A 20,135-nucleotide genomic window follows, 5' to 3' on the forward strand; every position below is an offset into this window, starting at 1 on the left:
CTTCATATATTGGTTCCAGCCTGACGGGGCTGGTAGGAACGATCTGAATGACAATAAGAAGTACTCTGTTTCCAGCGCGCTTGGTTTACCCAGTCGTGGCCACCTGTGCATTGTCGGTGGGCGTTGTACACGCCCAGGCAACCCAATTTGTGGTGAAAGACATCGAGGTGGAAGGTTTGCGTCGCACTGAAGCGGGCACGGTGTTTAGCTACCTGCCGATTCGCGTGGGCGACACATTTACCGATGAGAAGGCCTTGCAGGCCATCCGCTCACTTTTTGCGACCGGCTTTTTTGAAGACGTCAAAATTTCTGCAAAAGGCGATGTGCTGGTTGTTACCGTGGTTGAGCGCCCAGCGATCGCCTCTGTAGAAATCAATGGCACCAAGGAATTCGACAAGGAAACGCTGAAGGAAGCACTGAAAGGTGTAGGTATCGGCGAATCGCTGATTTTCGATAAGTCTCTGCTTGACAAAGCTGAGCAGGAATTGAAGCGCCAGTACCTTTCACGCAGCAAATATGGCGCGCAGGTTCAAACCCGAGTGGATCAGTTGGCACGTAACCGTGTAGGCATCACCTTCAATGTTGACGAAGGCGAGTCTGCATCGATCAAACAACTGAAAATTCTGGGTGCAAAGGATTTTGAAGAGGAAGACCTGCTTGAGGAATTTCAGCTGAGCACTGGTGGCTGGATGTCCTGGTACAGCAAAAACGATCAGTATTCACGGCAAAAGCTCAGTGGTGACATTGAAAAGCTGCGTTCTTTTTACCTGAATCGCGGTTATGCCGATTTCAATATCGAGAATACCCAGGTTCAAATCGCACCCAACAAACAAGACATTTTCATCACGATCACCATCAAGGAAGGCGAGAAATTCACCTTTGGTGATATCGAACTGACCGGTCAGTTAACGGGTCGCGATGACGAACTGCGATCGCTGATCAAGATGAAGAAAGGCGAAACCTTTAATGGCGAATTGTTGACCGATACCTCCAAAGCCATTCAAGACCGTTTAGGTAATTATGGTTATGCATTTGCCAATGCCAACGTCATTCCCGACCTTGATCGCGAAAATCGTGTGGTCAACATCAATATGGCAGTGGACACGGGTAAGCGGGTTTATGTCCGCCGCATGAATGTGGGTGGAAACACCCGCACCAAAGATGAAGTAATTCGCCGTGAATTCCGTCAGTTTGAGTCTTCTTGGTACGATTCCAGAAAAATCCAGTTGTCCAAAGAGCGTGTTGACCGTTTGGGCTATTTCTCCAATGTCGAGATTGAAACTCAACCAGTACCAGGCACATCAGATCAAATCGATGTAAACATGCAGGTTGAAGAAAAGCCGACCGGCAACCTGTTGCTCGGTGCCGGTATTTCCAGTACGGACAGTGTGGTGCTCTCTGCTGCAATTCAGCAGCAAAACCTGTTTGGTACCGGTAAAACAGTGGGCCTTGAGTTGAATACGAGCAAGGTGAACCGCACAATTTCGTTTTCACAAACCGACCCCTATTTCACCATTGATGGCGTCTCCCGCAGTTTCGAGGTGTACAACCGCCGCACAGACCCCAGCGAATTGAATTTGGGTGACTACATTATTGAAACCACTGGTGCAGGTCTGCGTTTTGGTTACCCAATCAGTGAGTTCGAGCGTATTTCATTTGGTGCTGGTTACGAGGGCACCGATCTTGAAGTGGGTCCGTTCAGCCCGGATCGTTTCCAGCGATACGTGAATGACTTTGGCAATTCCAGTTACGCCATTTTGCTCAATGCAGGCTATTCGTTTGATTCTCGCGATTCAGCCATTGCGCCAACGCGTGGACGTGTAACCCGCTTGACCGCTGAATATGCAACGCCGCTTGGCGATCAAGAGTTTATCCGCACCACTTACCAGGAACAGTTCTACTTCCCGATTGGCAAGCTTTATACCTTGGCACTGAACGGCGAGATTACTGGTGGTTTCGGCTTGGGCGGTTCGCCTTACCCAATTTTCCGCAATGTGTACGCAGGTGGTATTGGTACGGTTCGTGGCTATCGCTCCTCCACTCTGGGGCCGCGTGATGCTGACAATGTACCCATTGGCGGCGCCAAGCGCGTTATTGCCAATGCCGAGTTTTTCTTCCCGATACCGGGTATGTCGAGAGACCGGACATTCCGGGCCTTCACATTCCTGGACGCAGGCAATGTTTTCCAAACCAATGAGAAAATCAAGTTTGGGGAACTGCGCTACTCCACCGGTGTAGGTATTTCCTGGTTGTCCCCAGTTGGGCCTTTGAAATTCAGCTTGGGTGTGCCGCTGAACAAGGAGCCTCAGGACGAAACCCAACGTGTTCAATTCACGATTGGTACAGGCTTCTAAATTCGAATATATATTGGAGAACGGTTTTGAATAGTGTGAAAAAATTGTTGATTGGTGGTGCGTTGTCCCTGGCGGTTGTATTGCCAACCATGTCCCACGCTCAAGCAGCGACAAAGATCGGATTTGTGAACACAGAACGCATTTTGCGTGACTCCAAGTTCGCAGTCGAGTCTCAGAAAAAACTGGAACGGGATTTTTCCAAGCGTCAGAAAGAACTGGAAGATCTGGCAACCAAGGTCAAGGCCGAGGCCACCAAGCTGGACAAAGATGCCATTACTTTGCCTGAAGCAGAGAAGGTTCGTCGTCAGCGTGACCTGGCCGAAATGGACCGTGATTTCCAGCGCAAGCGTCGCGAATTTGAAGAAGACTTGGCTCAGCGCAAAAATCAGGTGGTGGGCGAGCTGGTGGAGCGGGCGAACCGAGTCATTCGTCAAATTGCTGAAAAGGAAAACTACGATATTATTTTCCAGGAAGCAGTGTACGCCCACAAGCGCATCGACATCACAGACCAGGTGCTCGGCAGCTTGGACAACGCGAAGTAAACCACATCAATGAATTTCATTGAGACGAAGCTCAGCACACTGCTTGAGCAGTTCGGTGGCCGACTGGCTTCGTTTGGTGATGATCAGACGGTGGCTGGCGACATTGTGCTTACTGGAATTCAGTCACTTGAAAAAGCCGGGGGGAACCACCTCGGCTTTCTTGCCAACCCAAAGTTTCGCGATCAACTGCTTTCGACGAAAGCCGGTGTAGTGCTTGTTCGCGAATCCCAATTCGAATCAATCTGCCAATACCTGGAAGAAAGCGCTGCTCATGCACCTTCCAGCGTGGCCTGGTTGGTGAACGACCCATACCTGTACTACGCCAAATTACAACAATGGTGGGTAGCCCGCAGTGAGTTCAAGCCTCAGGCGGGTATTCATCCGCGTGCTGTTGTAGATCCCACCGCCACAATTGCACCCAGCGCGATGGTTGCTGCCAATTGTGTGATTGGAGCCCATGTCAAAGTGGGAGAAGGCAGCCGAATTGAGGCTGGCGTAGTTTTGGGCAACCATGTTGAAGTGGGTGATGCCACCCGAATTTATCCGAATGTGACCGTGTATGACGAATGCGTAATTGGCTCGCACTGCGTGATTCATGCAGGTGTGGTGATCGGTGCAGACGGCTTTGGCTTTGCCAATGAAAAAGGCGCTTGGGTAAAAATTCCGCAAGTTGGTCGGGTTGTTATTGCTGATCAGGTTGAAATTGGGGCAAACACCACCATTGACCGGGGTGCGCTCGACGACACATTGATCGGTTTCGGCGTAAAACTGGATAATCAAATCCAGATCGCTCACAATGTCACGGTGGGAGAACACTCCGCCATGGCGGGCTGCGTTGGAATTGCAGGCAGCACGGCCATTGGCGCACGCTGCACAGTGGGTGGCGCGGCCATGGTGTTCGGTCACTTGAATATTCCGGATGGTACTCATGTCTCCGGGGCTTCTGTGGTCATGAGCAGTATCAAGGAGCCCGGTGCCTACACCGGAATTTTCCCCTTGCAAGAACACAAGGATTGGGAGAAAACTGCAGTAACTCTCAAGCAATTACTCAAGTTGCGCAATGAAGTGCGCGAGTTGAAAAAACAATAAACCCAAATTTTAAAGTGTGAACTCAGAAGCTATGAATACGCCAGTTATGGACATCAAAGGCATTTTGGAAAATTTGCCGCACCGTTACCCTTTTGTACTCGTAGATCGGGTGCTTGAACTTGAACCGAATGTTCGAATTCTGGCCCAGAAAAACGTCAGTTACAACGAGCCATTTTTTCCGGGACACTTTCCGGTCCACCCGGTCATGCCCGGCGTGTTGATCATGGAAGCGTTGGCACAGGCCGCAGGCTTGTTGTCGTTTAAATCCATGGAAGCCGCGCCCGACAAGAACCTCGTGTATTACTTCGTGGGTATCGACAACTGTCGTTTCAAGCGACCTGTTGTGCCCGGTGATGTACTGATGCTGGATGTTCAAGTGGAACGCGTATCGCGCGGTATCTGGAAATACGCTGCGAAAGCGCTTGTGGATGGCAATGTGGTCGCGCTGGCTGATTTAATGTGCACGGCCCGCGAGGTTTAAGGAACACTTTCAAATGCCCATACATGCATCTGCAATAGTCGATCCCAAGGCAGAACTGGACAGCACGGTAGAAGTTGGGCCGTTTTCAGTGATCGGACCCAATGTGAAAATTGGTGCCCGTACCAAAATTGGCCCACACATGGTAATTAGCGGCCACACCACCATTGGTGAAGACAATGTATTTCATGGGGCGGCCACCATTGGCGGCGACCCCCAAGATAAAAAATACAAAGGTGAACCCACCGAGTTGATCATTGGTGACAGAAACACCGTTCGGGAGTACTGCACCTTCAACACCGGTACCGTGCAAGACGGTGGCAAAACCACCCTGGCCAATGACAATTGGATTATGGCTTATGTGCACATTGCGCACGACTGCCACATTGGCAGCAACACCATTATTGCCAATAGCGTGCAATTGGCGGGTCACGTCATTATTGGTGACTGGGTGATCCTGGGGGGAATGAGCGGTATTCACCAGTTCATCCGTGTGGGCGACCATGCCATGACGGCTTTCCAGACCAAGTTGATGCAAGACGTACCTCCATTTGTCATGGCAGCGGGCTACCCGGCTGCGCCGGCAGGCATAAACTCTGAAGGCTTGAAACGCAGGGGATTTTCACCCGATGCGGTTCTGAACATTAAAAGGGCTTACAAGGCAATTTATCGCCAGGGTCTAAGCATTGCCGAAGCAAAGGAGTCAATCGACTCGTTGAGCAATGCCGCACCCGACGATGCGAAGCCGCACCTTGTCTACATGAAGGCATTTCTCGACGAAGCCACCCGCGGCATTATTCGCTAAGTCATGGCGAACGCTGCGGTAACGCCTTATTCCACCGTCCCGGTTGACCTGGCCATTGCTGTTGGCGAGGCTTCTGGTGACTGGATAGGTGCCCTGGCGATTGAACACCTGATACAAACCCAATCACTGGCAATGGAAGGCATTGCTGGCCCCAAGCTTAGGGACCTTGGCGTAAAGCCTTTGCACGGATCGGAAGAACTTTCTGTGCGCGGCTATGTTGAGGTTTTGCGTCATTTGCCCCGTTTGCTGAAAATGCGCAAAAACCTGATTCAGCATTGGTCAGTACACAATCGTCCCAAAGTATTTGTGGGTGTTGACGCGCCCGACTTCAATTTGAATCTTGAGTTGGCCCTGCATGAAAGCGGAGTGCCCACAGTGCATGTGGTTTGCCCATCCATTTGGGCCTGGCGCATGGAGCGTATTCATAAAATAAAAGCCGCATGCAGCCATGTGTTGTGCATATTTCCTTTTGAGCCTGAAATTTTGGCGAAAGAGGGCATATCGGCAACTTACATTGGTCATCCCATGGCTGCATTGGTGCCACAACAAATTGATCCTTTGGTGTATCGCGCCGCGTTGGGCTTACAAAGCGAAGGGCAACTTCTTGCTGTGTTACCGGGCAGCAGGGGGGCCGAAGTCAAACACATTGGCCCGGCATTTGTGCAAGCGGGCCTTGAGCTACTGAAACACAAACCCGATTTGCGCTTTGTTACTCCGATGCCACCAGCAAGCAAATTGCTGGATATGTTCAGGAGCATGGTTCCGCCGCAATTGCTTGATCGCTGGGCTTTGGTCGAGGGCAAGTCCCACGAATGCATGGCGGCAGCTGATGCAGTCATGCTGGCCAGCGGCACCGCCACCCTAGAGGCGATGATGTACCGCAAGCCCATGGTCATTGCCTACAAAATGCCTTGGTTAAGCTACCAAATGATGAAAGGCAAGGGCTACCAACCCTACGTGGGTTTGCCCAATATTTTACTGAACGAGTTTGCGGTGCCTGAATTGCTGCAAGACGATGCGACACCGATCGCTTTGGCTGAAAAAGCACTTTTTCAGCTGGACAACGACGCAAATCGCGACAAACTTCAAACGCTGTTTGCAGAACAGCACCAGCGCCTGTTGAAGCCGTCAGGAGAAATTGCAAGCCGCGTGATTCAGCAGGTCATGCATGGTTAGGCTTCATGAATGGCCTGATATTCAGGCATACGCTGCACAGCACGGCCTTCTGGTCATTGGTGTGGATGAAGCTGGTCGCGGCCCCCTTTGCGGCCCTGTGGTGGCGGGCGCTGCCTTGTTACATGAACCCAACATCATTGACGGATTGGCTTGTTCAAAGACACTAAGCGCTAAAAAACGAGAGCACCTGGCCGCAGCGATCAAGCACCAAGCACAAGCCAGTGCAGTGGCCCAGGCAACTGTGGAAGAAATTGATCACCTGAACATACTGCAAGCCAGTTTACTGGCCATGTGGCGGGCCGTTGATTCGGTGCTTGAACAAGCAAAACTGAAACCTGAGCAATGCCTGGTGGTCGTGGATGGCAACAAATTGCCCAAGTGGCCTTACAGGGCCATTGCAGTGGTGAAGGGCGATACAAAAATTCCAGCGATCTCAGCGGGATCCATTTTGGCAAAAGTTGCTCGAGACGAATGGTGCAAAACACACGCGCTTCAGTATCCCCAGTATGAACTGGATGTTCACATGGGCTATCCCACTGCCCGTCACATGGCATTGTTGGTGGAACATGGCGCAACACAGGTTCACAGAAAATCATTCAGACCTGTGCGCGAAGCATTGGAACGTGCTCAACAAGACTTGGCACTTTAAAGGCAGGCATGAGTTACGAACGCAATTTTACGCAGATTGAGTCTGCCCAAAACGAACGCTTGAAAGCAGCCATCAAACTGCTGTCGTCGAACCATGCCTTGCGCAATAGTGGCTTGGCTGCGGCTGAAGGCTTGCACCTTGCGCAAACCCTGTTGCACCTGCCCGGCGTCAGCATTGAATCGGTGTGGATTCCTCAAAGCCTGTTGAACAAGCCAGAGTGGCTCACCATGTCCGCATTAAGTGATGTGCTGGAAGAAGGGCAAGTGCGCTGCCTGGTTCTAAGCGACGCGCTGTATGCCAAGCTTAGCAAGCTGGCAACACCAACGGGCCCCATGATATTTTTTGAGCCCGTGAATGCCAGTAGCACCATTGATTTAAACCACGACATCGCATTGCTGGATGGTATTCAGGACCCGGGCAATGTGGGCACCTTGTTGCGAAATTGTGCGGCCGCCGGGATAAAGCAAGTGGCCTTGAGCGACCACAGCGCCTGGGTATGGAGCGACAAAGTGCTGCGTGCAGGCATGGGCGCACAGTTCAGCTTGCAACTTTATTCCGAAGCGGAGTTGCTGAAAGCGCTTTCTTTGGGGCCGCTAAAAACGCCAGTCAGGGTTACCAGTCTTCATCCGAAAAGTATCGACCTGTTTGACGCCAATTTAAAGCCTGCAGGTGTTTGGGTGTTTGGCAGCGAAGGGCAGGGCGTGAGCCAAGCCTGGCTTGATCGTGCAAGTGAGCACATTCGAATTCCACAAAGCAAATACATTGAGAGCCTGAACGTGGGCAGCAGCAGTGCCGTGTGTTTGTTTGAACAATTCAGGCAAAGACGGTAAAATCAAATACACTGTACACTTAAACAGTGGTATTTGGATATTGCCGCATGCACCTGCACCTTGTTTGGCTAAAAAAAGACCTGCGCCTTAGCGACCATGCCCCCTGGCATGCTGCAGTTGCAGCAGCACACGAGACCAAGGGTTGTGTGGTGGCATTGTATTGCCTTGAGCCCAAACTGATCCGGCAAGCCGACAGCGCTCCCCAACATTTTGAGTTTGCACGCGAATGCCTTCAGGAAATCGCTGAGGATTTACCAGAGCATGTGCCCTTGTTGCTGGCCAAAGCCAATGCGCCGGTTGCCTTGCAAACACTGGCTTTGTGCTGTGAGCAAATCACCATTTACAGCCACGAAGAGACGGGCAACTGGGCCAGCTTTGAGCGAGACAAAGAAATCAAATCCTGGTGCAAAAAACACACCACAACCTGGGTTGAGTTTCCGACTAATGCAGTAGTGCGGCGGCTTGGAAACCGCGACGACTGGGGCAAGCTTTGGCTCGAAACCATGCGCAAACCAGTACTGGCCAAACCCGTTTTCTCGGGGCTTTCGCAAGCCACCTGGTTTGAGTTTCCGCAAAGCCTGCAACAAAAGCTTGAAGAAAATGGACTGCCCTGTGCGCAATTGAACCGATCACTTTGGCCCCAATGGGCTCACGTTGCACACTTTTATCCAAAACAATTAAGCGACAAAGCCTTGCGCCAACGCGGAGGTCGGCGACATGCGCATGCGTGTCTGAATGAATTTTTAAATGAACGAGGAATGAATTACCGCTTCGAGATGTCCAGCCCCTTAAGCGCTGAATCAGCCTGCTCGCGCATCTCTCCCTACCTGGCTTTTGGTGTAATTTCCATTCGGGAAGTGCTGGAGGAATTGGGTCAGGCTCGCCAACAACTGGCTGAAAGCGCACTGCCACCCAAGGTTCAAACGCAGTGGCGACAGTCCCTGAAATCATTTGAAAGTCGATTGCACTGGCATTGTCATTTTATTCAAAAACTGGAAAGCGAACCCGAACTTGAATATCGATCTGCTCACCGCGGCTTGAACGGCATGCGTAATTTTGCAGCGTTAACGCCAGAAGAAAGCAACAAGGCCATGGCGTGGATCGAAGGACGCACCGGCTTTCCCATGGTTGATGCATGCATGCGAATGCTACGCGCCACGGGTTGGGTCAACTTTCGCATGCGTGCCATGCTGGTGGCTTTTGCTTCATACCAGTTGTGGCTGGATTGGCGGCATACTGCGCCCATGTTGGCGCGTGAATTCCTGGATTACGAACCCGGGATTCACTACCCGCAATTTCAAATGCAGTCTGGCGTCACGGGTATTAATACCTTGCGTATTTATAACCCGGTCAAGCAAGCCAAAGACCATGATCCAAAGGGTGTGTTTATTCGGCGCTGGATACCTGAACTGAAAAATATCCCTGACCCCTGGATAGCTGAACCCTGGAATACGCCGCTTTTGATTCAACAAGAATGTGGCTGCAGGGTGGGTGAACATTACCCTTGGCCGATAGTTGATCCGGATACGGCAATTGCCAAAGCGCGAGCGAACATTACCGAATTCAGGCATCGCAAAGGTTTTGCAGAGGAATCAAAACGTGTTTACGAGAAGCACGGCTCGAGAAATCCAAACCGCAATGGCACGCCTGCGCCACGCGGCAAGAAAAAAGAAATTGGCGAGTCTGTTGCACAAACCGACCCACAACAAAGCTTGTTTTAAGCGTGCTTAATAAATCGGCGAACCCAAATTCAACTGCTGCAAAATTGTCGTTGAAATTTCTTCGATCGATTTGCTGGTCGAACTCAACCAGCTGATGCCCTCGCGGCGCATCATGAATTCAGCCGCTTTAATTTCCTGCCTGCAATTTTCCAGTGATGCGTATTTGCTCCCCGGTCGACGCTCGTTGCGAATTTCGCTTAAACGTTCGGGTGAAATCGAGAGTCCAAAAATTTTGTCTTTGAAAGGGGGTAGGGCAGTTGGCAATTCACCCCGTTCAAAGTCCTCAGGTATCAAAGGGTAGTTCGCGGCCTTAATACCGTATTGCATGGCCAAATACAGGCTCGTGGGTGTTTTACCTGAACGTGATACCCCAACCAATATCACATCGGCGGCTTGCAGGTCTTTGTGGGTTTGACCGTCGTCATGCGCAAGGGTGTAGTTGATTGCTTCAATTCGATTCTTGTATTGCTCGTTGTCTGCAATTGTGTGTGAACGGCCAATGCGGTGAGTGCTTTTGATGTCCAGCTCTTTTTCCAAAGGCTCTACGAAGGTGAGGAACAAATCCATGAACACGCCATCGGCCTGTTTCACCACGTCGTTAATGACCGAGTTCACCAAGGTGCTAAAAACAATCGGCTTTTGACCATCGTATTTTGCAATGTCATTGATCTTTTGCCGCGCCGAAATTGCCTTCACTTCTGAATCAATAAAGGGGATCCGAATTTGCTTGAACCGGATGCCTTCAAATTGTGACAACACCGAGTGGCCAAGGGTTTCTGCGGTAATGCCTGTGCCGTCTGACACAAAAACTACCGTACGTTCCTGGCTTACATTTTCTGACATGAATCAATCCTGTATGTATCGGTGGCAAAAGGTCGGGTTACAGTTACAATCATAAAAAGAAATCAGAGGAAATAGTCGATGCGTGTGCACCCAATTCGCCGCATTCACTATTTCTTTTGAACTACAAGGTGAATCAATGTCAACAAATCAAGGAGTTAGCCCAACAGCTCTTGTTGCACCATTCGAAAAACTTCGAATGGAAGATGTAGAAACTGTCGGCGGTAAAAACTCGTCTCTGGGGGAAATGATCTCCCAATTGGCAGAAACCGGTGTGCGTGTGCCTGGTGGCTTTGCCACAACAGCCCATGCCTTCCGCGAGTTTCTGAAAGCCAATAATCTGGTTGAACGAATCAACGCCAAGCTCGATGCCCTGAACGTGGAAGATGTTCGGGCGTTGACTCAAGCCGGTGCAGAAATCCGCAATTGGGTCATTGAGGCACCGTTGCCTGCCGATCTCGAAAAAGAGATTCGCGACTCCTACGCCACCATGATGGCGCAAAGCAGTGGTGAAATTTCAGTCGCTGTGCGTTCTTCAGCAACTGCTGAAGACTTGCCCGACGCGTCCTTTGCAGGCCAACAAGAATCTTTCCTGAACGTCACTGGCATTGACGATGTATTGGAAAAAATCAAGGAAGTGTTTGCATCGCTTTACAACGACCGTGCCATTTCCTATCGTGTTCACAAGGGCTTTGCCCACGCAGATGTGGCTCTGAGTGCGGGCGTGCAGCGCATGGTCCGCTCTGACAAAGCTGCTTCTGGCGTCATGTTTACCATGGACACCGAAAGCGGCTTCGATCAGGTTGTCTTCATTACCTCAAGCTATGGCTTGGGCGAAACAGTGGTGCAGGGCGCAGTTAACCCCGATGAGTTTTATGTGTTCAAGCCGACTTTGGCTGCGGGCAGCTACCCCATTATTCGTCGCCAAATTGGCTCCAAGCTGATCAAGATGGAATTTGACGCGCTGAAGGAAAGTGGTAAAAGTGTGCGCACCGTGGATGTACCTGCTGAGCAGCGCAACCGCTATTCACTGAACGACGACGATGTAATCGAGTTGGCCAAGTACGCCATGATCATCGAAAAGCATTACGGTCGCCCCATGGACATTGAATGGGGCAAAGACGGCATCGACGGCAAGCTGTACATTTTGCAAGCACGTCCGGAAACCGTGAATTCCCAGAAAGACAACGATGTACAGTTGCGTTACAAGCTCAAGGGCAATTCAGCAATTTTGAGTTCGGGTCGGGCAATTGGTCAGAAAATTGGTGCGGGCTCTGTGCGCGTCATCAATGATTCATCTGAGATGGACCGTGTTCAGGCTGGCGATATTTTGGTTACCGACATGACCGATCCCAACTGGGAACCGGTCATGAAACGCGCCGCAGCCATTGTGACCAACCGGGGTGGCCGCACTTGCCACGCCGCGATTATTGCGCGTGAACTGGGTATTCCAGCGGTGGTGGGTTGTGGTGATGCCACCGAGAAACTGACCGAAGGCATGCTGGTGACAGTGAGTTGTTCGGAAGGCGACACCGGTTATATTTATGAGGGTTTGCTGGAAACCGAAGTCAGCGAAGTGAAACGCGGTGCGCTGCCTGAAATTCCCGTAAAAATCATGATGAACGTGGGCAACCCACAATTGGCTTTTGAGTTTTGCCAACTGCCCAACAAAGGTGTTGGCTTGGCCCGCCTTGAATTCATCATCAACAACGCGATTGGCATTCACCCCAAGGCCATTCTTGACTACCCCAATGTAGATGCTGACCTGAAAAAAGCAGTTGAAAGCGTGGCACGCGGCCATGCCAGCCCGGTTGCATTTTTCGTCGACAAACTGGCTGAAGGCGTTGCAACCATTGCGGCCGCTTTTTATCCAAAGCCAGTGATTGTGCGGATGTCCGATTTCAAGTCAAACGAATACCGCAAATTGATCGGCGGCAGCCGGTACGAACCCGAGGAAGAAAACCCAATGTTGGGCTTCCGGGGTGCGGCGCGCTACATTTCTGAAGAGTTTGCCGAATGTTTTGAAATGGAATGCCTGGCTTTGAAGCGTGTTCGCGAACAAATGGGCCTGGACAACGTTCAAATCATGATTCCGTTTGTGCGTACTTTGAACCAGGCCGCCCGCGTGGTGGACTTGTTGGGTCGCAACGGACTAAAGCGCGGCGAGAACGGCCTGAAAGTGGTCATGATGTGTGAAGTGCCGTCCAACGCGGTGTTGGCCGATCAGTTCCTGGAGTACTTTGATGGATTCTCCATTGGCTCCAACGACCTGACTCAACTCACCTTGGGGCTTGACCGAGATTCTGGGCTGGATATTTTGGCAGCTGATTTCGACGAACGTGACCCGGCAGTGCGTGCCTTGTTAAGCAAAGCCATTGACGCTTGCAAATCCAAGGGCAAATATGTGGGTATTTGCGGGCAAGGGCCCTCGGATCACCCCGACTTTGCTTTGTGGCTGGCCGGCGAGGGCATTGAATCCATTTCATTGAACCCAGATACGGTTATAGATACCTGGCAGAAACTGGCGGACAAGTTCAACAAAAAGTAAAAAGGAGTCACACCATTGAGCAATTTCTCACTGTGGTTGGTATTGGCGGGTATTTTGTTGATTGCCGAGATCACCACAGGTACGTTTTACTTGCTCATGGTGTCTTTGGGTGCGGCCATCGGTGCACTGATGGCCTATCTGGGCTACGGACTTGAAATTCAAATTGGCACAGCCGCCGTGTTTGCGGTGGCTGGCAGCCTTCTACTTCGCAACCGCTCAGTCAAGCGGAGCAAAACAGACAAACAACATGATTTACTCGACATCGGCAACAAGCTTGAAATTTCCAGCTGGAATGCGGGTGGGCGTACCAATGTGCAATATCGTGGTGCCTCCTGGGCTGCAGAGAGCACTGACGCAACGCCTGTAAGCGGCCTGCATCAAATTGTCGATGTTCAGGGCAATGTCCTGAAAGTCAAAAGCATATCGACACACGCATAATCGGCCTGGTCTGGTCCCACGGACCTGCCAATCAAAGGAGAGTTTTCATGGAAGTTTCAATTGTCATATTGATTCTGGCGATTGTGTTCGTCAGTCAGGCCCTGCGTATTGTGCCGCAGCAAAGTGCATGGGTTGTAGAGCGTTTGGGCAAGTACGACCGCACCTTGCAGGCGGGTTTGAATTTCCTGGTGCCTTTCATTGAACGCGTCTCTTACAAGCATTCCCTGAAAGAAATTCCCCTCGATGTGCCCAGCCAGGTGTGTATTACCAAAGACAACACACAACTTCAGGTCGATGGCATTTTGTATTTTCAAGTCACAGATGCCATGCGGGCGAGCTATGGCTCCAGCGACTACATCAGTGCGATTACCCAATTGGCGCAAACCACTTTGCGTTCGATTATTGGTCGCATGGAACTGGACAAAACCTTTGAAGAACGGGACATGATCAACGCTGCGATTGTTCAGGCACTCGATGAAGCCGCCATGAACTGGGGTGTCAAGGTACTTCGCTATGAAATCAAAGACTTGACGCCGCCACGTGAGATTTTACTTTCAATGCAGGCGCAAATCACGGCCGAGCGTGAAAAACGCGCCCTGATCGCCGCTTCCGAAGGCCGCAAGCAAGAGCAAATCAACATTGCCAATGGCGAGCGTGAATCTGCTATCGCCCGCTCGGAGGGTGATCGAATTGCTGCCATCAACCGCGCTCAAGGTGAGGCCGGTGCGATCAAGGAAATAGCCGAAGCCACTGCAGAGGCACTGCGCAAAGTGGCAGCAGCTGTGGCCGAGCCTGGCGGCATGGAAGCGGTGAATTTGAAAGTGGCCGAACAGTACATTGAGGCGTTCTCGGGCGTCGCGAAGGTAGGCAACACGCTGATTCTACCCGGCGACTTGTCGAACATGGGTTCAATGGTGGCAGCGGCCATGCAGGTGGTGAAGCAGGGCAAATAATTGCCCGGCTTGTTGAATCAGGTGCGGTGAATCTTCATTAACCGCTCCTGCTCGCGCTTCCAGTCTTTGTCTTTCAATGTATCGCGCTTGTCGTGTTGCTTTTTGCCCTTGGCCAAGGCCATGTCCACCTTCACCCGACCATTCTTGAAGTGAAGGTTCAGTGGCACCAGTGAATAACCTTTTTGCTCCACCTTGCCAATCAAGCGATTAATTTCTTTCTTGTGCATCAACAACTTGCGTGTTCTTGTGTTCACGGGGTTCACGTGGGTCGAAGCACTGGTCAACGGTGAAATGTGGCAATTCAGCAGCCACAGTTCGCCGTTACGAACCACAATGTGGCTTTCCTTGATTTGAACCCGGCCATCGCGAATGGATTTGACTTCCCAGCCTTCCAACGCAATGCCCGCCTCGTACTTCTCTTCAATGAAGTAATCAAAACCTGCTTTTTTGTTATCAATAATGCTCATGAATTCGGCGAAAACGTCCTTTGGATGCGGCGCAGCGTGAAAAACGCTAAAATAGAGAGTTTAATCCTTTCTCCGAGCGGGAAACAAACCCTTCAGCATTCATGGCCATTGTAGAAAAGTCCGTGTTGGTTCATTTTTCCACGCAACAAATGTTCGATTTGGTGCGGGCGGTGGCCGATTATCCCCAATTCTTGCCGTGGTGCGGCGCTGGAAGCGTTGAGCCTTTGGGCGACAACACTGAAAAAGCAACCGTGGAAATTGCCTTCAAAGGTGTTAAACAAAGTTTTTGCACCATGAACAAACTCACACCACACCAGGAAATCCACATGACATTGGTGGAGGGGCCATTCACCCACCTTGAGGGCACGTGGCACTTCATCGAGCTTACGCCCGAGGCCTGCAAGGTGCATTTCAAGCTGGCCTACGAATTCTCCAGCAAAATGCTGGAGCAACTGGTTGGGCCAGTATTCACTAGCCTGGCCAATAGTTTTGTTGATTCATTTATTAAACGGGCCGAGTCGCTTCACAGCACAGGGGCAGGGTAATGCAGGTTCACTGGCTTGAGCTTGGCCCCAACGACACAGGCGTGCTTACTGCATCACCCAAATTACTTGAGTTGCCCGAGAAGGCCACAGTAGAACAGGCTCTCCATGCCATCGGTTTCAGCGCTGAGCGTATATCTTCTCTGTTAAATGAGCGAGCCGTGGCCGTTTACGGTTTGTATGCCACCCCGGGGATGCTTCTACATCCAGGCGATCGCATTGAAATTCTTGACAGTCTGTGCTTCGATCCCATGGAAAGTCGTCGCAGGCGAGCCCGACACAAAGTACTCACAAAACGACAGAAAGAATTGGCCAGGTACGAGCGCCGAAGCCGCAAGCAGTCAAAAACGACCACCTAAATCTTAAATTCCCCGGTTTTTCTGTTTGCAAACCAAAACAGGTGGGCTGGGTATCCTTTATAATTCGCTTTTGCGCAAGGAGAAATTGCATGCGTGTCACGCAGAAAGCGTTAACGTTTGATGATGTATTGCTGGTTCCTGCGTTCTCAGACGTTCTTCCCAAAGACACATCCCTGTCTACCCAACTGACTCGAAACATCAGCCTGAACATTCCTCTGGTGTCCGCCGCCATGGACACTGTGACTGAAGCCAGGCTGGCCATTGCCATGGCACAGGAAGGTGGGATCGGTATTGTTCACAAGAACCTGACAGCAACGCAGCAAGCAGCCGAGGTAGCGAAAGTAAAACGCCACGAGTCTGGCGTACTTCGCGATCCGATTACGATCGAGCCCGAACTCACAGTTCGTCAGGTCATAGCACTTACACAACAACACAAAATCTCAGGCCTGCCTGTTGTCAAGAACGGCAAGGTGGTGGGCATTGTCACGAACCGCGACTTGCGTTTCGAAACCAAACTGGATCAGCCCGTTTCCAACGTGATGACCCCGCGTGAGCGCTTGGTCACGGTGTCAGAAGACGACAGCCTGGAACAAGCCAAAGCACTCATGCACAAGCACCGCCTGGAGCGCGTGTTGGTGATGGATGCGGACAACACGCTGAAAGGCTTGATCACTGTTAAAGACATTCAGAAAGCCACTGAACACCCTTGGGCCAGCAAAGACATTCACGGCAAATTGCGCGTAGGCGCAGCTGTGGGCGTTGGTGACGGTACCGAAGAGCGCGTTGAAAAACTGGTTGCGGCTGGTGTCGATGTGCTCGTTGTTGATACAGCCCATGGCCACAGCAAAGGCGTACTGGAGCGGGTGCGCTGGGTCAAACAGAACTTCCCGCAGGTGGATGTGATCGGTGGCAATATTGCCACTGCCAGTGCGGCGCTGGCGCTGATGGAACACGGCGCAGATGGCGTGAAGGTTGGCATTGGCCCAGGTTCAATTTGTACAACACGCATTGTTGCTGGTGTGGGCGTGCCCCAGATTAGCGCAATTGCCAATGTGGCCAAAGCATTGAAAGGCACTGGCGTACCGGTCATTGCCGATGGTGGCATTCGCTATTCTGGCGATATTTCCAAGGCGTTGGCGGCGGGTGCGAGTGCTGCCATGATGGGTGGCATGTTCGCCGGTACCGAAGAAGCGCCCGGTGAGGTGGTGCTATTTCAAGGTAGAAGCTACAAGGCCTACCGCGGCATGGGTTCTTTGGGGGCCATGACGCAGGGCTCTGCGGACCGTTATTTCCAGGATCCAGCAAACAACGCCGACAAATTAGTACCCGAGGGCATTGAGGGTCGCGTGCCTTACAAAGGCTCTGTGTTGTCCATCATTTACCAGTTGGTGGGTGGAGTTCGCTCATCCATGGGTTACGTGGGCTGCAGGTCAATCGCAGAAATGCACGACAGGGCTGAATTTGTTGAAATTTCATCGGCTGGCATTCGAGAGTCGCATGTACATGATGTTCAAATCACCAAAGAAGCGCCGAACTACCATGTCGATTAACAAGGCCTGAAAATAGCGAAGTAGACATGCAAAAGCCAGACATTCCACACAACGAAGAAGAAAGAACACGAGCGATCCAGAATTTGGGGATGATTTATTCCCCCTCGGAAGCAAGGTTTGATCGAATCACGCGGTTGGTGTGTCGGCACTTCGACATCGACACCGCGTTGGTCACCATTGTGTATAAAGAAATACAGTGGTTCAAATCGCTGCAAGGCCTGAACGCATGCTCCACAGATCGAGAAGTTTCATTCTGTGGACATGCCATTCTCAGTGACGAGCCTTTGGTGGTTGAAAACGCCTTGATGGATCCGCGATTCACGGACAACCCCTTGGTAGTGGACGGGCCGCGAATCCGGTTTTATGCGGGCCAACCCCTTCGGGATTCCTTCGGGCTCACTATTGGTACGCTTTGCGTGATTGACAGCGTGCCACGCGTATTTTCCGTGGAAGACAAGCAGGATCTACGTGATTTCGCACGTTTGGTCGAAGTGGAAATTGCCAAACCCGTCGATGACAATGTGGTGACTCGTTTTGTACGCTCGCTCAACGAAAATCAACGTTCACTGCTAATTGATCCTGTTGTGGGCTCATGGAACCGGCGTGGCTTTGAAGCATTGTTAAACAAAGAGCTTGAGCATGCCTGCCGCCTGGAAGAAGACCTTTCTTTGATACACGTTAAGCTAAGTTCGTTCGATTTGATACTCAACCGGTTTGGTCGTGACCGAATTGTCGACTTCAGCAAATTCACTGCATCAATTGTGCGGGACGTATTGCCCAACGGTTCAAGTGTTGGCTCCCTTGGCGCTGATGCATTTGTGGCCGTTTGTTCTGGCATGACCAATTCCGAAATGACGCGTTTGCTGGAACAACTAAAAACCCGCTTCGGTGAAACCACACTCGAAACTCATGGCGTGAAGGCCTTGGTAGATGTGGACATCAATTTTCTCACCTTGTCTGGCGACGAACTCAGGTGCACCTCGGTGCAGGCAGTCGACCGCTTGTTGAGCCTTAGTTAAGCCCATACCGAATTTGTATTGGGCCCATTACCTTTAAGACATTCAAAGAACTCTTCATGAATCATCAAAAAATTTTGGTACTCGACTTCGGGTCACAGGTCACTCAACTTATTGCCCGTCGAGTTCGTGAAAGCGGCGTTTTCTGCGAAATTCTGCCTTGCGATGTAGACGCTGAGCGCATTCAGAATTACGGCGCATCAGGCATTATTTTGTCGGGTAGCCACCAGTCTGCTTATGAAGAGAGCACCGACCGTGCACCCGAAATTGTGTTCAATCTTGGTGTACCGGTACTCGGTATTTGCTACGGCATGCAAACCATGGCCATGCAATTGGGCGGCAAGGTAGAAGCCGGTACTGTTCGAGAATTCGGTCATGCTCAAATTCGGGCACGCGGCCACACCAAATTGTTTGATGGCATTCAAGACGAAACCAATGAACAGGGACATGGCCTGTTGAATGTCTGGATGAGCCATGGCGACAAGGTCACCGAGTTGCCGCCAAACTTTAAACTCATGGCATCCACACCATCTTGTCCAATTGCAGGCATGGCCGATGAGGACCGTGGCTTCTATGCGGTTCAATTTCACCCGGAAGTAACGCATACCCAAAAAGGCAAAGAAATATTGGCTCGTTTTGTACGCGACATTTGCGGCTGTAAGGGCGATTGGTCCATGCCAAGTTTTGTAGACGAAGCGGTTGAAAAGATTCGTGCCCAGGTGGGCTCCGATGAGGTCATTCTGGGCCTTTCGGGTGGAGTGGATTCATCCGTGGCTGCTGCGCTTATTCACAAGGCCATTGGTGATCAGCTCACGTGTGTATTTGTAGACCACGGCTTACTCCGCCTCAAAGAGGGTGAGCAGGTTATGGAAACATTCGCGAAACACCTGGGTGTGCGCGTGGTGCATGTGAACGCAACCGAAGAATTCATGGGTCAGCTTAAAGGCGTTACCGACCCTGAAGCAAAACGCAAAATTATCGGCAAGGCATTTGTCGATATATTCCAGCGAGAGGCCGGCCTGCGCGCCAACGCAAAATGGCTTGCACAGGGCACCATTTATCCCGATGTAATTGAGTCTGCCGGTGCCAAAACAGGCAAGGCCACCAGCATCAAAAGCCACCACAATGTGGGCGGTTTGCCCGACACATTGAACCTTAGCTTGCTCGAACCTTTGCGCGATTTGTTCAAGGATGAAGTGCGCAAACTTGGCGTGGAATTGGGATTGGATCCCGAAATGGTATACCGCCATCCATTCCCTGGGCCCGGCCTGGGTGTTCGTATTCTGGGCGAAGTGAAAGCCGAATATGCTGAAATTTTGCAGCGTGCCGATGCCGTATTCATTGAAGAATTGCGCAACACCAAGGCCACTGCAAAAGATGCGGCTGCCGAATTGTGTACGGCGGAGCAAATAGGCAAGTCGTGGTATGACCTGACCAGCCAGGCCTTCGCGGTATTCTTGCCAGTGAAGTCGGTGGGTGTGATGGGTGATGGCCGCACCTACGAGTACGTGGTTGCCATTCGCGCGGTGCAAACCCAAGACTTCATGACAGCCCATTGGGCACACCTTCCATATTCGCTGCTCGGGCGTGTTTCAAACCGCATTATCAACGAGGTGAAAGGCGTCAATCGTGTGGTCTACGATGTCTCTGGAAAGCCGCCTGCCACCATTGAGTGGGAATAAACATCGTTCTGTTGGACTGATCACTTACCCTAACCTTACAAAAAGGCCCGCACATGCGGGCTTTTTTACGCCTTGGGGGTGAGGTTTGCCCTAATT

19 protein-coding genes are annotated in these 20,135 nt (G+C 51.3%); 17 read left to right on the forward strand and 2 right to left on the reverse strand.

Annotated elements, in window-relative coordinates:
- Positions 1-47: 47 nt before the first annotated feature.
- The 9 genes from bamA to ACVL1J_RS05370 are packed head-to-tail and all read left to right on the forward strand — an operon-like array spanning position 48 to position 9,644.
- Complete coding sequence (gene bamA / locus ACVL1J_RS05330; protein WP_159570255.1) at positions 48-2,354, forward strand: outer membrane protein assembly factor BamA; 2,307 nt, start codon at positions 48-50, stop codon at positions 2,352-2,354.
- Positions 2,355-2,389: 35 nt separating this feature from the next.
- A complete protein-coding gene (locus tag ACVL1J_RS05335) occupies positions 2,390-2,896 on the forward strand; it encodes an OmpH/Skp family outer membrane protein (protein ID WP_341236432.1) in 507 nt (168 codons plus the stop codon).
- A gap of 9 nt (positions 2,897-2,905) precedes the next feature.
- The gene (gene lpxD, locus ACVL1J_RS05340) at positions 2,906-3,985 is read left to right on the forward strand and encodes a UDP-3-O-(3-hydroxymyristoyl)glucosamine N-acyltransferase (protein ID WP_491665158.1); all 1,080 of its coding nucleotides are present in this window, start codon (positions 2,906-2,908) and stop codon (positions 3,983-3,985) included.
- Positions 3,986-4,016: 31 nt separating this feature from the next.
- Positions 4,017-4,466, forward strand: coding sequence for a 3-hydroxyacyl-ACP dehydratase FabZ (gene fabZ / locus ACVL1J_RS05345; protein WP_236550863.1), 450 nt, complete (start codon positions 4,017-4,019; stop codon positions 4,464-4,466).
- Positions 4,467-4,479: 13 nt separating this feature from the next.
- On the forward strand, positions 4,480-5,268 hold the full coding sequence (gene lpxA, locus ACVL1J_RS05350) for an acyl-ACP--UDP-N-acetylglucosamine O-acyltransferase (RefSeq protein ID WP_159570261.1): 789 nt from the start codon (positions 4,480-4,482) through the stop codon (positions 5,266-5,268).
- Positions 5,269-5,271: 3 nt separating this feature from the next.
- Entirely contained in the window at positions 5,272-6,444 is a 1,173-nt protein-coding gene (gene lpxB / locus ACVL1J_RS05355) for a lipid-A-disaccharide synthase (protein WP_341236361.1), read from the forward strand.
- On the forward strand, positions 6,437-7,093 hold the full coding sequence (rnhB, locus tag ACVL1J_RS05360) for a ribonuclease HII (protein WP_394672408.1): 657 nt from the start codon (positions 6,437-6,439) through the stop codon (positions 7,091-7,093). The genes lpxB and rnhB overlap by 8 nt, the downstream gene beginning before the upstream one ends.
- An 8-nt stretch (positions 7,094-7,101) precedes the next feature.
- Positions 7,102-7,923, forward strand: coding sequence for a TrmH family RNA methyltransferase (locus ACVL1J_RS05365; RefSeq protein WP_159570268.1), 822 nt, complete (start codon positions 7,102-7,104; stop codon positions 7,921-7,923).
- A gap of 47 nt (positions 7,924-7,970) precedes the next feature.
- Positions 7,971-9,644, forward strand: a complete 1,674-nt coding sequence (locus ACVL1J_RS05370) for a cryptochrome/deoxyribodipyrimidine photo-lyase family protein (RefSeq protein WP_341236359.1) — start codon at positions 7,971-7,973, stop codon at positions 9,642-9,644.
- A gap of 6 nt (positions 9,645-9,650) precedes the next feature.
- Here the strand turns inward: ACVL1J_RS05370 and ppsR are convergent, their stop codons facing one another.
- On the reverse strand, positions 9,651-10,487 hold the full coding sequence (ppsR, locus tag ACVL1J_RS05375) for a posphoenolpyruvate synthetase regulatory kinase/phosphorylase PpsR (protein ID WP_171035220.1): 837 nt from the start codon (positions 10,485-10,487) through the stop codon (positions 9,651-9,653).
- A 136-nt stretch (positions 10,488-10,623) separates the two neighbouring features.
- Here ppsR and ppsA point away from each other — a divergent pair, with 136 nt between their 5' ends.
- Genes ppsA through ACVL1J_RS05390 form a run of 3 tightly spaced genes read left to right on the forward strand, consistent with a single transcriptional unit; the run spans position 10,624 to position 14,423 of the window.
- Positions 10,624-13,032 (forward strand): phosphoenolpyruvate synthase, encoded by a 2,409-nt coding sequence (ppsA, locus tag ACVL1J_RS05380; protein ID WP_341236358.1) that lies wholly within the window; start codon positions 10,624-10,626, stop codon positions 13,030-13,032.
- A 15-nt stretch (positions 13,033-13,047) separates the two neighbouring features.
- The gene (locus tag ACVL1J_RS05385) at positions 13,048-13,470 is read left to right on the forward strand and encodes an NfeD family protein (RefSeq protein ID WP_159570277.1); all 423 of its coding nucleotides are present in this window, start codon (positions 13,048-13,050) and stop codon (positions 13,468-13,470) included.
- A gap of 47 nt (positions 13,471-13,517) precedes the next feature.
- Positions 13,518-14,423, forward strand: coding sequence for an SPFH domain-containing protein (locus tag ACVL1J_RS05390; protein WP_138517843.1), 906 nt, complete (start codon positions 13,518-13,520; stop codon positions 14,421-14,423).
- 17 nt (positions 14,424-14,440) lie between these two features.
- On the opposite strand, the gene smpB is transcribed toward ACVL1J_RS05390, so the two are convergent.
- Positions 14,441-14,890, reverse strand: a complete 450-nt coding sequence (gene smpB, locus ACVL1J_RS05395; RefSeq protein WP_159570280.1) for an SsrA-binding protein SmpB — start codon at positions 14,888-14,890, stop codon at positions 14,441-14,443.
- 101 nt (positions 14,891-14,991) lie between these two features.
- On the opposite strand from smpB, the gene ACVL1J_RS05400 reads away from it, so the two are divergent.
- From ACVL1J_RS05400 to guaA, 5 genes are all read left to right on the forward strand, one after another.
- Positions 14,992-15,435: a type II toxin-antitoxin system RatA family toxin gene (locus tag ACVL1J_RS05400; protein WP_159570283.1), complete on the forward strand. Its 444-nt coding sequence runs from the start codon at positions 14,992-14,994 to the stop codon at positions 15,433-15,435.
- Complete coding sequence (locus ACVL1J_RS05405; RefSeq protein WP_341236357.1) at positions 15,435-15,791, forward strand: RnfH family protein; 357 nt, start codon at positions 15,435-15,437, stop codon at positions 15,789-15,791. The genes ACVL1J_RS05400 and ACVL1J_RS05405 overlap by 1 nt, the downstream gene beginning before the upstream one ends.
- Positions 15,792-15,880: 89 nt before the next feature.
- A complete protein-coding gene (gene guaB, locus ACVL1J_RS05410) occupies positions 15,881-17,341 on the forward strand; it encodes an IMP dehydrogenase (protein WP_159570289.1) in 1,461 nt (486 codons plus the stop codon).
- Between the two features lie 26 nt (positions 17,342-17,367).
- The gene (locus ACVL1J_RS05415; RefSeq protein WP_341236356.1) at positions 17,368-18,360 is read left to right on the forward strand and encodes a GAF domain-containing protein; all 993 of its coding nucleotides are present in this window, start codon (positions 17,368-17,370) and stop codon (positions 18,358-18,360) included.
- Positions 18,361-18,416: 56 nt separating this feature from the next.
- Entirely contained in the window at positions 18,417-20,039 is a 1,623-nt protein-coding gene (guaA, locus tag ACVL1J_RS05420; RefSeq protein WP_341236355.1) for a glutamine-hydrolyzing GMP synthase, read from the forward strand.
- The last annotated feature ends 96 nt before the right edge of the window (positions 20,040-20,135 follow it).

The organism is Limnobacter sp. G6BE5S (assembly GCF_058448965.1).

Excerpts from the sequence above, each read along its gene's own strand:
- ACVL1J_RS05405 (WP_341236357.1), top strand. The coding sequence starts at position 15,435 with ATGCAGGTTCACTGGCTTGAGCTTGGCCCCAACGACACAGGCGTGCTT.
- ACVL1J_RS05365 (WP_159570268.1), top strand. The coding sequence starts at position 7,102 with ATGAGTTACGAACGCAATTTTACGCAGATTGAGTCTGCCCAAAACGAA.
- ACVL1J_RS05390 (WP_138517843.1), top strand. The coding sequence starts at position 13,518 with ATGGAAGTTTCAATTGTCATATTGATTCTGGCGATTGTGTTCGTCAGT.
- guaB (WP_159570289.1), top strand. The coding sequence starts at position 15,881 with ATGCGTGTCACGCAGAAAGCGTTAACGTTTGATGATGTATTGCTGGTT.
- ACVL1J_RS05400 (WP_159570283.1), top strand. The coding sequence starts at position 14,992 with ATGGCCATTGTAGAAAAGTCCGTGTTGGTTCATTTTTCCACGCAACAA.
- lpxA (WP_159570261.1), top strand. The coding sequence starts at position 4,480 with ATGCCCATACATGCATCTGCAATAGTCGATCCCAAGGCAGAACTGGAC.
- ppsR (WP_171035220.1), bottom strand. The coding sequence starts at position 10,487 with ATGTCAGAAAATGTAAGCCAGGAACGTACGGTAGTTTTTGTGTCAGAC.
- ACVL1J_RS05370 (WP_341236359.1), top strand. The coding sequence starts at position 7,971 with ATGCACCTGCACCTTGTTTGGCTAAAAAAAGACCTGCGCCTTAGCGAC.
- ACVL1J_RS05415 (WP_341236356.1), top strand. The coding sequence starts at position 17,368 with ATGCAAAAGCCAGACATTCCACACAACGAAGAAGAAAGAACACGAGCG.
- lpxB (WP_341236361.1), top strand. The coding sequence starts at position 5,272 with ATGGCGAACGCTGCGGTAACGCCTTATTCCACCGTCCCGGTTGACCTG.
- smpB (WP_159570280.1), bottom strand. The coding sequence starts at position 14,890 with ATGAGCATTATTGATAACAAAAAAGCAGGTTTTGATTACTTCATTGAA.
- fabZ (WP_236550863.1), top strand. The coding sequence starts at position 4,017 with ATGAATACGCCAGTTATGGACATCAAAGGCATTTTGGAAAATTTGCCG.
- lpxD (WP_491665158.1), top strand. The coding sequence starts at position 2,906 with ATGAATTTCATTGAGACGAAGCTCAGCACACTGCTTGAGCAGTTCGGT.
- rnhB (WP_394672408.1), top strand. The coding sequence starts at position 6,437 with ATGGTTAGGCTTCATGAATGGCCTGATATTCAGGCATACGCTGCACAG.
- ppsA (WP_341236358.1), top strand. The coding sequence starts at position 10,624 with ATGTCAACAAATCAAGGAGTTAGCCCAACAGCTCTTGTTGCACCATTC.
- bamA (WP_159570255.1), top strand. The coding sequence starts at position 48 with ATGACAATAAGAAGTACTCTGTTTCCAGCGCGCTTGGTTTACCCAGTC.
- guaA (WP_341236355.1), top strand. The coding sequence starts at position 18,417 with ATGAATCATCAAAAAATTTTGGTACTCGACTTCGGGTCACAGGTCACT.